The organism is Bacillus sp. EKM208B (assembly GCF_011800725.1).
In the GTDB taxonomy this organism is placed as follows: Bacteria; Bacillota; Bacilli; order Bacillales; family Bacillaceae; genus Bacillus; species Bacillus velezensis.
Genome location: NZ_JAANHO010000006.1, coordinates 1 through 13,051, shown reverse-complemented (window position 1 = coordinate 13,051; position 13,051 = coordinate 1). Strand labels below are relative to the sequence as shown.

General features: G+C 39.8%; 8 protein-coding genes. 3 read left to right on the top strand and 5 right to left on the bottom strand.

Annotated elements, in window-relative coordinates:
* The first annotated feature begins 59 nt into the window (after positions 1–59).
* The 3 genes from G9F75_RS11985 (at position 60) to G9F75_RS11975 (ending at position 4,566) form a co-directional block, all read left to right on the top strand.
* Entirely contained in the window at positions 60–2,561 is a 2,502-nt protein-coding gene (locus G9F75_RS11985; protein ID WP_167409121.1) for a PEP/pyruvate-binding domain-containing protein, read from the top strand.
* Positions 2,562–2,632: 71 nt separating this feature from the next.
* The gene (locus G9F75_RS11980) at positions 2,633–3,256 is read left to right on the top strand and encodes a TetR/AcrR family transcriptional regulator (protein WP_017418829.1); all 624 of its coding nucleotides are present in this window, start codon (positions 2,633–2,635) and stop codon (positions 3,254–3,256) included.
* A complete protein-coding gene (locus G9F75_RS11975; protein ID WP_017418828.1) occupies positions 3,229–4,566 on the top strand; it encodes an MFS transporter in 1,338 nt (445 codons plus the stop codon). The genes G9F75_RS11980 and G9F75_RS11975 overlap by 28 nt, the downstream gene beginning before the upstream one ends.
* A 520-nt stretch (positions 4,567–5,086) precedes the next feature.
* Here the strand turns inward: G9F75_RS11975 and G9F75_RS11970 are convergent.
* The 5 genes from G9F75_RS11970 to G9F75_RS11950 all read right to left on the bottom strand — a co-directional run.
* The gene (locus G9F75_RS11970) at positions 5,087–5,824 is read right to left on the bottom strand and encodes a thioesterase II family protein (protein WP_014418991.1); all 738 of its coding nucleotides are present in this window, start codon (positions 5,822–5,824) and stop codon (positions 5,087–5,089) included.
* A 50-nt stretch (positions 5,825–5,874) separates the two neighbouring features.
* Positions 5,875–6,942 carry a DUF3810 domain-containing protein gene (locus G9F75_RS11965; protein ID WP_021495271.1) on the bottom strand — a complete coding sequence of 356 codons (1,068 nt, stop codon included), beginning with the start codon at positions 6,940–6,942 and terminating at the stop codon, positions 5,875–5,877.
* Between the two features lie 86 nt (positions 6,943–7,028).
* Positions 7,029–8,093, bottom strand: coding sequence for a saccharopine dehydrogenase NADP-binding domain-containing protein (locus tag G9F75_RS11960; RefSeq protein ID WP_014418993.1), 1,065 nt, complete (start codon positions 8,091–8,093; stop codon positions 7,029–7,031).
* A gap of 73 nt (positions 8,094–8,166) precedes the next feature.
* Positions 8,167–9,909, bottom strand: a complete 1,743-nt coding sequence (locus G9F75_RS11955; protein WP_094296331.1) for an ABC transporter ATP-binding protein — start codon at positions 9,907–9,909, stop codon at positions 8,167–8,169.
* Between the two features lie 197 nt (positions 9,910–10,106).
* Positions 10,107–13,051 (bottom strand): condensation domain-containing protein (locus tag G9F75_RS11950; protein ID WP_260399127.1); only part of this gene is annotated, 2,945 nt, incomplete at its 5' end.

The following is a 13,051-nucleotide window of genomic DNA, read 5'->3' as shown; positions in this document are numbered from 1 at the left end:
TGTAATGATAGTGTTTACTATCATTTTCTTGGATGAGGAAAAAAAGGGGGTCATACCGCATGTATTCAGTGCGATTTCAAAAAGCGGAAGAATCGAGCCGCTCTGCAGGAGCAAAAGGAATGAACCTGATTAAACTGACGAAAAACGGGCTGCCCGTTCCCGGCGGTTTCATCATTCAGACGAATGCCCTGACACGTTTTATGGAAGACAACGGGCTTCAAGCAGATCAGGAACAGATGGAGCGCGCCATTATGAACGGCACGTTTTCAAAAGAGCTTCGGGAGGAACTGACCGCGTCGTTTTATGAATTGAGAGAAACATACGCCTCTGTCGCCGTACGTTCCTCCTCCGCGTCTGAAGATCTTGAAGGCGCTTCTTTCGCTGGCCAGTACGAAACCTATTTAAATATCAAAACAGAAGAAGAGTTTCTCGGAAAAGTGAAAGAATGCTGGGCTTCCTTCTTCTCGGCGCGGGTCAGCGGTTATAAAGAGAAAATGAACAATGACACCGCAGAACCGTTAATGGGCGTTGTCGTGCAAGGGCTTATCAATTCCGAGGTTTCAGGGGTCATTTTCAGCCGCAACCCCGTCACACACGATGACGGAGAACTGATGATCAGCGCGAGCTACGGTCTCGGAGAAGCAATCGTCTCCGGCAGCGTGACGCCCGACACATTTATCGTCAATAAAGACACATTTCTGATTGAAAAAGAAATCGGCTTAAAAGAAATGTATATCGTTTCTAAAGACGAAGGCGTGACGGAAAAAGAGACGACCGCTGACATGAGAAACCGCTTCTGCCTTGATGACGAGAGCGTCAAAGAGCTTGCCATGCTGACGATAAAGACGGAAGAACTGTACGGTTATCCCGTGGATCTCGAATTCGGATTTGCCGAAAATAAGCTGTATCTGCTTCAGGCCAGGCCGATTACAACAATCGTGCAGGATCAGAAAGCGGCAGACGAAGAACGGGAATTTATCATGACGCCCCGGGATCAGAAAGATTTTTGGCTCAATATGGAGGCCAATATTGAAGGACCCGTCAGCCCGTTATTCGCCTCACTCATTGTGCCGGCTTTGGAATACGGCCTCAAAGAGAGCACGAAGACATTCCCTGTAATGGGCATCGAAATCGAGCGTGTCAAACTTCATCAGGGCCGTGTTTTTTCCAGACAGCATAAGACGGACGACAAGCTGCCCGCAGAACAGTTAGAAGCGCTTTTCCCCGTCTTGGCTGACCGCATGTACGATATTATTCAGGAAACCTTTCTGCCTTTTTATCAAAAGCTGGACGAACTGGCGCATACAGACCATACGCCGGAGACTGCCCTTGATGCGTTCCGAAACCTGCAAGACTTCTATTTAAAAGGATACGCAGAACATTTCAATATTGTCTTTCCACAGGTTGCGTTAAACATGATACTGGAATCCATGTACGGACAGGTTGAGAAAGAAAACACCTCCCATCTGTACGAAATGCTGGCTGGCGTCATGAATAAGTCATTGGAGACCGACAGACAGCTCTGGCTGCTTTCCGGACAAGTAAAAGACAACCCTGAGCTGCGGCGAGTCTTTACGGTTTCTCATGCCGATGAGCTGCATCAGACGCTTCTGCAATCAAATGAGGGAAAACGCTTTCTCGAACAAGTCGGTCAATTTTTACAGGAATACGGCTGGAGATCCGTGAAAAGTCATGATCTCATTGAAGAAACTTGGGCGGAAAACCCTTATTTCGCTTTGGCCAACATTCAGAACTATGTCCGGAACGGATACGATTTTGACAGTGAATTTCATAAAACGATAGAAAAACGAAAACAGCTCTACGCCGACTTTATGGATAGAATTGAAGATGACGGCTTCCGGGAGACGTTTGACCGCTATTATCAGTGGACATTGTCTTCATCCGTCATCAAAGATGATCACCATTTTTATATTGATGCGATGCTGGACGCCAAAGCGCGCCTTTGCCTTCTGAAAATCGGCGAGCTGCTTCAAAAACAAGGCGTAATCGATGATCGGGAGGATATGTGGTACTTATACAGCGATGAAGTCGAGAAAGCGCTGGTGTCGCCGGTTCCGATGCAGGAAAAAGCCGCTGAACGAAAACAGCTCTTCCAGCAATATCAATTGCTTGAAGCCCCCGCTTATCTCGGGACTCCGACTTCGGAACAGCTGAAAACGGCTGAACAGATTACCGGCTCCATCACAGAAGATGAAAAAAACACTGAACATCAAATTTACGGACTTGCGGCGTCAAGCGGAATCGCAAGCGGCCCGGTGAAAGTCATTCGTGACGCAAGTGAATTTTCCCGTTTTTCAACAGGAGACGTGCTTGTCTGCAAAATGACGACACCGCTGTGGACCAGTCTGTTCCAGGATGCAAAGGCCGTCATTACGGACACGGGCGGCATCCTGTCACATGCGGCGATCATCGCGAGAGAATACGGGCTCCCGGCCGTTCTCGGCACACGTGCCGCGACTGACAGGCTCAACGACGGAGATATCGTCACGGTGGACGGGACAAACGGCAAGATTACGATTGTCAAACGCGCTTCATGCTAGGTTTCCCTCTTTATTGACGGGCAGGGCGGGTGTATACTTGTCCTGCCAGTATTTACGCGAGGTGAAACATGTTGAGAACGACGAACAAGAGAATTATTGACGCCGCGATGAATCTGATCATCCAAAAAGGATACCGCGCAGCGACAACAAAAGAAATCGCAGAAAAAGCAAAAGTAAGCGAAGCAACGATTTTCCGTAATTTTAAAAACAAACAAGGATTAATGAAAGCCATGATTGAACAGCAGACGCCGGCTCCGGAAAGCATGATCACCAAGGCGGAAGGCGATCTGTATGAGGATCTTCTTCATTTCGCCGCGACCCTTCTGCAGCAATTGGAACAAAAAAAAGAAGTGTTCCGCATCTGCCTGCGCGAACCGGAACTATTCGAAGACGTCCTGCAGGATATTGTCGTATATCCGCAATCCGTGAAAAAGCATTTAATCGTTTACTTTAAAGAGCTGACAAAGAAAAATATGATAAGCCCCGGCAGCGAAGAAGCTAATGCAGACGTCTTTATGACGATGATTTTCGGTTATTTTATACACCGGCTGCAGCTGGGGAAAAGAGTCATTACACTCTCTGAGGAAACGATGCTGAAACACAGCACTGAGATTTTCATGAAAGGCATTACCGGCCGGTCATTTTCCGGCCCCAAGGAGGATGAAGGATGGGTTCAAAGAAAGAATGGGCGCTGATCGTTTCGCTTTTGCTGGGAGCCATACTCGTTCCCATCAATTCTACGATGATTGCAGTCGCCCTTTCATCCATTTCCCGCTCATTCAGCGAATCAATTGCCAGCATCACATGGGTAGTGACCGTGTATTTAATCGTGATGGCCGTGACACAGCCCATTGCCGGCAAACTCGGTGATATGTACGGAAACAAAAAAATGTATTTATGGGGCGTCGGCCTTTTTCTCATCGCATCATTGGGGTGCGCCCTCTCGCCAAGTCTTTTCTTATTGATTTTCTTCCGGGCGCTTCAGGCTGCCGGCGGCGCTTTGCTTACGCCAAACAGCATCGCCATCATCCGCCATGTCGTGTCTGAAAAACGGCTTCCGAAAGTATTCGGCTTTTTCGGCCTCGGTGCCGGGCTGGGCGCGGCTCTCGGTCCGTTTATCGGCTCTCTTTTAATTGAGAGCTTCAGCTGGCATTCGATCTTTTGGGTCAACATTCCGTTTCTTGCGATCGCACTCGTGACGGCATTAGTGATGTTTCCTAAATATAAAGAAGAAACGTCTGACGCTCCGCTTGATATCATCGGGTCCGTTTTGCTTGCCGGAAGCATTGTATCTATAATTCTTCTGACGAAAAATGAAAGCTCTTTGGGCTATTGGGTGTACGCGCTGCTCATTCTCGTATTTGTTCCGCTATTTTTCAGGCGGGAGCTGCGCACGAAACATCCGATTATTGATTTTGATCTGTTTAAAAACACGACCTTTACGAGCGCCAATCTGTCGGTTCTGTTAAGCAATTTAATGATGTACGCCGTGTTATTGATTATGCCGCTCTTTATGACCGGCCACTTCAGCATGAATACGTCGCACAGCGGCATGGCGCTGTCAGTCTTTTCTGTTTTCATGTCCGCCAGCAACTGGGGCGGAGCTCAGCTGCATCAGAAATGGGGCGCGCGAAGAATGATTTTTCTGTCCTTCGGGCTGATGGCTGTAGCCAATCTCTTATTTCTGCTTTTGGTTTATTCCCATTCCGTTCCGTTTCTTATGGCATCGCTTATTGTCGGAGGCATCGCGTCAGGTGCGGGGCTGACGAGCATGCAGGTATCTTCTCTTGCGACGGTAGAACCGGGCATGTCCGGCATCGCATCCGGGATTTTCTCCACCTTCCGTTATTTCGGAAGCATTATTTCTTCAGCGCTGATCGGTTTAATCTCCGGGTTTCATATTCTGTTTATCATATTGATCGGAGTTTCTGTGATCGGCTTGTTCGTATCACTTGGTATCAAGTCCAGGGAAACCGTTCAGACGAAAAAAAGCCATTCGGCATAACGAAAAAGGTTCCGTAAGCATCTGCTTTCCGGAACCTTTTCTAGTTTTAGAATCTTTTTATTTACAAGAGAAAAGGGGAATGTAAATGGCTGAGAGTTCCGATCAAGTTCGGCGCTGACATCGTAATCCGGCCGTGAAAAAAGCCCGGCCGCCGTGTTGTTAGCGGCACCGGGCTTAAAACTGAAAGCTTATTATTTCCAATGTTTTTTCTTAATTTTTTTCATAATTCTCCTTACTAAAACCTACCTAAAACAATTATTGAATATTACTTTTATAATTAAGCAAAATTAAGTAACAATCATTGAAGGATTCTCAGACTGATAAAATTTATTTTAAATATAATATTTCAAAACACATTCAAACTGTACAAAGAAAAGAAAGTCTAAACCAAAATCTTTTTAGATTTATATAATAACACGTCTGTCGATTATCTAAATTCTACCAAAAAATGAATGCGAAAGAGAGATTCCTCTTGTACAATGTAAGTTACCACACCAACATTGACGAAACGAGGAATCTCTCATGAACAAGAATAAGTCTCTGTATCTTTAACAATAGTATTTACAATATCATTAGGATACCGATTCAAAAAAAAATGTTCTCCTTTAAACTTATGAAATTTCACATTCCCTTCAACAACTTCACTCCATTTATGCATTTCATTGATATGAGTCGAAAAATCGCTATCCGCATAAAAAACGCTTACTCCACAACTTATTTTTTCTGCTTTGGGCTGAAACTTATAATTGTCCAAAATTATAAAATCTGCTCGCAAAATCGGAAGAAACATATCCATAATCTCTTTTGTATAAAACTCCTCTGGTATTCCCCCATATTGTTCCACCTTTGTCAAGAAAGTTTCATTAGTCATATTTTCAATGTCTTCTCTCTTTTCAAAAATATGTGGAGCATCTCGCCCAGAAAAAAACAGATGCCTTGGTTCCTTAGTTCCCATTTGCTTAAGTTTATAATATATCTCATAAGTCAATAAGGCTCCCATGCTGTGTCCAAATATAACATATTCATCGTCATATTCTAATTGTTCACTTATTCTTTTGGCGATATCTTCACTTGCTTCACCAACAGACTGGTAACAAGGCTCTGTGAATCGAGTTCCTCTTCCAGCCAATTCACATATACACAATTCATATCTATCCGGCAGTAGTTTTTTCCATTCATAATATGCATTTACCGACGCTCCAGCATATGGAATAGGAAATACTTTTATTTTATTTATTTCACTCACTCCTATGTTCAACTTGAGCCCACTATCATTACTATATAAACCTATAAGTATTCAAGATACATTTAATTGTACTTCTCTATCTCTCGCTGCTCTGCCAGCAATAAATTCACCATATCACTATAGCTATTCAAACCGTCTGTCTGATTATTTGCCTTCAGATATACGTCATTTACATTTCTTGAAATACTTGAAATAACACCCTCATACTTATCCCGGTACTGCTCATTTTGTTCTATATCATGCCGCACCGCTTTGGACAGACTGGACATTATATCAGACGCCTTATCTGGATCCACTTTCTTTAGCTCAGATATAGAATAATCAAATGCCAGAAATAAACCACTGTATAGTATCATTGGATCATCCTGCTGCTTACATGCCAGATAAGCTATAAAATTAGCCTCATCCTCATGCATGAAACCACTCTGATGTGCCAATTCATGCGCCATAGTAGCAGGCACCAAAAAAACTGGCACATTAACATTGATATTGGATTCATAAGTAAAAGGGACAAAAATACCATGTATCCCTGCATGCGACATTAGTTTTGACATCACCACTGGTTTTGGTGTTGAATATGAATGCTCCAAAACAGGATATTTCTTTGATAACATTTGCATCGAGAACACTGCGTGTTGTGCATAATAATCAAAAACCTCTGGTACATGAGCCAAAAGATCAGTATCCGCTAACTTTTCCCTTGCCAATTCCATTTCAACGGCAAGCGACTTACTCAATTTGACCAGTTCCTCCTTGCTGTAGTTCTCTTCTTTATATTCGGTATAAGACAAAAAAGAATATCTGTAATAGTTTATTCCACCCAAAATAGTATAACAAAAATATATCACGCTACAGATCGTAACGATTCCTAGAGCACCACGATAAACTACCATCCTACGTGCACCTTTACTCATGATAACCTTGCGCACATAATAAACGATATAAAATAGAAAAAGTAACACAACCAACACGACGAGCCATTCACTAACAGAAAATGTGACCCAAGAAGGTACAAATCCTACTATTTTTGACAATAACGGATATACAGACCTACTGTATTTTTCCGCCCAATCCTGATGGTTCTGCGCGTATTTTGTCAGTATGTAAGCTATAACTCCAAGTGAAATCAACGGTAATCTCTTAAGTAAAAGCTTTTTTATAATGTACTCCCCCCTATCCAATAAATATCAGATGTACGCCATGTAACCTAGTCATATCATTTCTTTATTTCAACATACTTTTCCTCATAAAAATCATGCTTATTAGAAAAAACATATTGATTCATAAAATCTATAGGAAGCACTTCATAAGCCCAGTAGGTACCATTAGGTCTATTACTCGAAACAGCTTGTCGGGCGATTTCGGCAGCCACTGTACCCGTTAACTCTGAACTCGTTTCCATTTGTAAATTCAATCTGCACCTAACATTCTTTCCATCTTTCACTCCTGTAGCATCAATGACTAAAGCTATCCATTCCTCTTTAGGTTGCTCCTCTAAGCTAATGTCTAGTTTTTTCATTGCTTCTTCAACCGAAGACTCAAGTTGCATTTGATAAAATTGCATTGCCAAACGGAAAATATAATCATTTGCCGCTATATTGTACCAGTGAAGTTCTTGTACCGAACTAACTTCCAGAATATCAATGATCTCTTGACTTAAATACGGTTTCTTATAGACAGGAACATCCACTTCAGGTACAAATTCTTTCTGCATCATATTTATATTTTCCGTTTTAACACAATGATCACTCCAATAAGAGTCTGTTTTTCCAATTACACTATGGCCACTCATTAATATATCTGAGATAGAAGTTTTCGTATAATGTTCCGCACCACCAATATAACAATTCACATGCTTAGTTTCGTCTAATAAATGATTTATCACTCGTTTTAATAGCAGACCTGTAATTCCAGGACAAAAACCAGCTCCTATGTAATTTACACCGTTAGCTTTAAGCTCTAGCTTTTGCTCCTGATTCAATAATAAAGCATTGGAAGCATCAACATATTTTGCTCCTACTTTCATGGCTGCCTGAGCAACTCTATCTTTAATTACAAATTCAGGCCCTGCACAATTAATGACAACCGTACAATCAGTACAGAACGCAATCAAGTTCTCCCAGTCAGAAACATCCAGGAATTGGTAGTTAAAATTATTAAGGTTCATTAATGCTGTAGGTTCACGCCGCTGTCCGCCCTTAACAATAAAGTCTTTACATAAGTTCTTACAGATGACTTCACCGATCATTCCGCCACACCCAACAACTGCGATTTGCTCCATCCGTACGACACCCCTTTCATCTTATACAAGCATCAAAACTGTCCAAAAACTTATTTCATACAACCATTGAGATTTAAAATACAAGACTAGTTATACCTTTCTCTATTAAAAGATCATTATTATGTCTACTCAACATACTCAATGCATAAAATCTTTGTTTGGCTTCCATTAATTTATGATACGTGCCGTGTTCTTCAATTTTCCCATTATTCAATAAGACAATTTCATCATATTCACTAAGAATTGATTCATCCAGCCTATGAGTAATGGAAATTCTCGTAATGCCCTGCATTTCACTTAACATACACTCAAGGTCACTAGCTGTTTGATTGTCCAACGCTGAAGTCGCCTCGTCCATAAGTAATATAGGTGATTTTCTCAGGAGTGCTCTTGCTATAGAAATTCTCTGTTTTTCCCCACCTGAAAAATGGATTCCATTTTCTCCACATAATACATCAAAGCCGCCTCTGTCATGAATCAATTTCTGTAACATACTCTTCTTTATGACTTGCTCAAACTCATCTGTGTCACATTCACGAAACAATTTAATATTTTGTTCAATCGTATCATCAAAGATAAAACAGTCCTGATGAATAAAACTAACATTTTGGAACATGGACTGATCACTTATTTTCTCAAGATCAACCCCGTCATACCTGATATTTCCTTCATACCCATCATAAAACCCAGTCAACATCTTTAATAAGGTTGTCTTTCCACTCCCACTTGTTCCTACAATGGCATAAGACTTTCCATATTCAAATTCAAAATTAATATCATCTAAGATTTTTTTCCCATCTACGCTTAACGAAAGCCCATTTAGAGAAATTTTATTACTGAATTTAGGGATATCAATTCTTTGAGTTTGATCCGTTTTTGCCTCTCCAATTTTATTGAAATTCATTAATAAAGCCCGACTGGCCTGCCTTTTGGTAAAACCGGTTATGAGTCTATTAATGGGAACTGTTACGCAATTTAACAATTGAATAAAAGCCATAATCTCTCCTACTGTAATTTCTCCTTTCATTAGCTGCTGAGTACCCACAATAAATATGACTACAGCAACAAGAAAAGTTGAAATATCAGTAAGTGACATAATGAGTGACAACAGATTTTCGTATACCATTTTTGCTTTTTCCTGCTTGTTCGCCTTTGCCTTTGCCCTTTCAAAAATCTCCTTTTCGATGTTAAAGCTCTTAACAACCTGATTTCCAGACAATATATCTTTAATGAAAGATACATAATTTTTATTTTGCTCAGCCACTTCACCTTGTGCTTTTTGCATACGATTATTAAATATACTCGAAACTGCAAGTGGAATGATACAAGTGAGTAATATACTCAATGCAAGGAATGAATTAATGATAAACATCGCAAGCACTCCGCCTACAAGCATAGCTAGCTGAACAAATATTTCCACGGTCCCTTTTATATAATCGTTTTGAATTATCGTTATATCATTTGACAATCGTGATATGTAGGTTCCATTACTCTCCTTGTTGAAACTTCTCATATCTAACCGCAAAATATTTTCAACAAGGGTATTTTTCAGGTTTAACGTTGCCCTTTTTGTATATAAATTTTTAACAGCATACCCCACATACATTCCCACTGCACCTAAAGGCAATAAAATAACGGAAACAGTAGTCACCTTAAAGATATTGTCAATATCTTTATTAATAGAATAATCAATAAACTTTTGTAGTATAATTGCCAATGCAATAAACAGAATAGATGTCATGATACCAAGTAAGCAGGACAAAATAAATAAGCCTATATTCTTTTTGTATATGCTTTTTGAAATTTTTTCATTCATACTATAAGCCCCCCTTCTTGTTTCTAATTTCATTTAGAGCATGTCTAATTTACACTCCAATTGTTTATTGCTAGATCATGTGCATATTTCAGATATGTTGGGTGGGACCGCGAGCATATGCACATGATCCGGCATCATATGTCTTTTTATGACCCCTCCACCCGCATAGCGGGTGGTTTTACGGGTAAGATCCAACATTAAATATTCTTCATGACATCATTAAGGAGCTCTTCTTCAATTGTAATGCCTGTAATGCGAGCAATTAGAGTACTATTTTGAATGTAAAAGTGCATGCTAACTCCAAAATCTTCAGACTCTATAATCTGTGTTTGTAAAAACATCTTCTCAAGTGATATGTCATCTCTACTTGCAAACTTATCAAGGACTCCCTGATAATTAATGATTGGAATGCGATGGGACATTTCATTAAAACCGTACTTTTGTGCTATAAGAAACAACTTTTCTGTAATTGCAGATTGATTAATACTCGATTTTTCTGATGTTGATAAAAGCTGTTTTTGCGTTTTACTTTTCCTATCATAAATTGAATAATCTAAATTTAAAGTTAGCCCCAACATTTCCTTATTGAATTCATCTCTGTTATGTGTCAAAACAGAAACAGGGATGTTATTTAATTCTTCAGGTAAGTCACTATACATAAGCCTTGATATAAATTCTACTGCTGTATTAATGGGTTGTTCGCTAAATTTCTGATATTGTAACTCATTTAGTTTTACATGAATTTCTGTAGACCTCTTAGTGTCTCGTCGAGAGACCAAATCAGCTGATTGTTTAGCAGCTTCAATATACTCTTCCATGTTAGACTCTTGAGCATCAGGAATTTCCAGTTCGTCAACTTTCTTTTTAATCATTTTGCAATATTCTATGAAAGAATAGTTATAGGGAGTGGTAAGTCTGTTGTTCAAAGTTTCATGAAGCATAACCTTAAACAAATCTTGTGAGACTCCATCCCATATTAAATGATGAATTGCACTAAGTACTAAGCAATGGTCTGCATCTATTTCTACGATTAAAAATCTAGATAACAGCTTATCATCAGTTAGAAAACTCATTTCATTCACAATTTCTTTAAATTGTTCTGCAGATAATTCTAAGGTTCCTTTCACTACTGGAATTTCCCACTCATCTGAATAATCGTATTCTTCTAAATAGGTCATTTTTTGATTTAATTTCGTTCTTAATGCCCCATGCATGGAAATTATTCCTCTGAGTGATAAAGAAGCGTTCTCTGCCGTTCCTTCTATTGTTATGATTTCAGTAATAATTTCTGTATCCGGTCGCAAGAAGTCCTCATGTCCTGTCAATACAGGACATTCTAAAGTAGAACGTGTTTTAATATGGTTATCTCCATAATAATTCAACTGTTTTTGTATCATGCACTTTAGATCGCCATCACGGTTATCACCAATTAATGTTTCATCTAATGGCATTTTTACTGTTCCTTTTCTGGTTAAACACGTTTCGACAACATCCTTAATTGCTCTTTCATATGCCAATACCAATGTTTGAGCATCCTCGTCAGTATACAATCCAGTATCATATATGATGTCAAATTCAAGTTGCCCATTTAAAACAGCCCCATTTAGAGACAATCCCATTCCTGATGAATTTTTTTCTGACATACTTCTTCCTAATGGCATTCCCGACATGGATATTCCTTCAATTCTGTCTATCTCGTTATCCAATTCTCCAAGATAATTGAATGTTATTGCTGCGCTCATCTCAAGTCCGCTATGCTCACCAAGATATCTCAAAACTCCATATCCAATTCCATGATTAGGGACCTGTTTCAATGTTTGTTTTGTCTCCAAAATGCTTTCTTCAACAGTATCTTTTGTCTCCAAAATAATAGGATATACACTTGTAAACCAACCAACTGTACGATCGATGGCGATCTCTCTATCTATTGTCTCTCTCCCGTGACCTTCCATTTCTATGGTTAGGTACTTAGAGTTTCTCCATTCTTTTACTGCAATGGTCAGCGATGCCAGTAACAAGTCGTTTATTTCTGTTTTATATGTCTTTCCAGCTTCGAGCAACAGCTTTTTCGTCGTTTCAGAGTCCACTTTCACTACTTTATTTTTATATTGACCACTTGCTGTTTGTGTACTCTTGAATGTCTCAGTACTATTTGATTTATCCGATATATTTTTCCAGTATGCTATTTCATCTGAAAGCACTTCACTCTTAGCATATTGTGTTAAAGCATTCGCCCATTCCTTGTACGAAGCCGTTTTCATTGGCAGCGTGATTTTACCTGTCTCTTGTATTTGTCGATATCCACTAAATAAATCCTCCAGCAGAATTCTCCATGATACACCGTCTATGACCAGATGATGTACACAAATTAGTAAATGATCTCCACTGTCTGAATGGAACAGCCCTACTTTTACTAAAGGCCCGGTGGCTAGGTCTATGCTTGCCTGTAATTTATCGCTGGCATACTCTATCTCTTTCGATACATCTTGCACTTTTGTATAATCTTTTTCATACCAATCATATAGCTTGCTTTCCTCTGTAGACAGCGTGATTTGACGTTGTCCGTCATATACATTTCTTAAAGCGTCATGATGTTTAATGATTTCAGTAATTGCTGTCTTTAAACTAGGTATGTCAAATGGCTCATCACTTCTTAACATTAAGGCCTGATTATAATGATTAGGTACGACGTGATTCTTATTGAAAAATTCTAGTTGTATAGGGGTTAATGGACTTTCCCCATTGATTTCTCCCTGTTCGTATACTTGATTTACTTCTCCCATTTGAATATTTTCCCCAATCTTTCTTGGGGTCTGCTGATACATTAATGCGGCGAAAGAAAGCTTATAACCTTTTTCCCGTAACTTCGAAACGGCCTTAATCGCTTTAATAGAATCTCCGCCAAGTTCAAAGAAACTGTCTTCTATTCCGACTGGAGATATTCCTAAGATTTCTTCAAATATGTCCGTAATGACTTTCTCTGTTTTAGTTCTTGGTGGCATATATTCCTGTCCTGCTAATGCATTTAGTTCTGGCAGTGCTTTTGCATCCAGCTTCCCATTTGGAGTCAGTGGCAAGGCATCAATCTGCATCATAAAGCCAGGTAACATATACTCAGGTAATTTGTCTCTCAAATCATTTT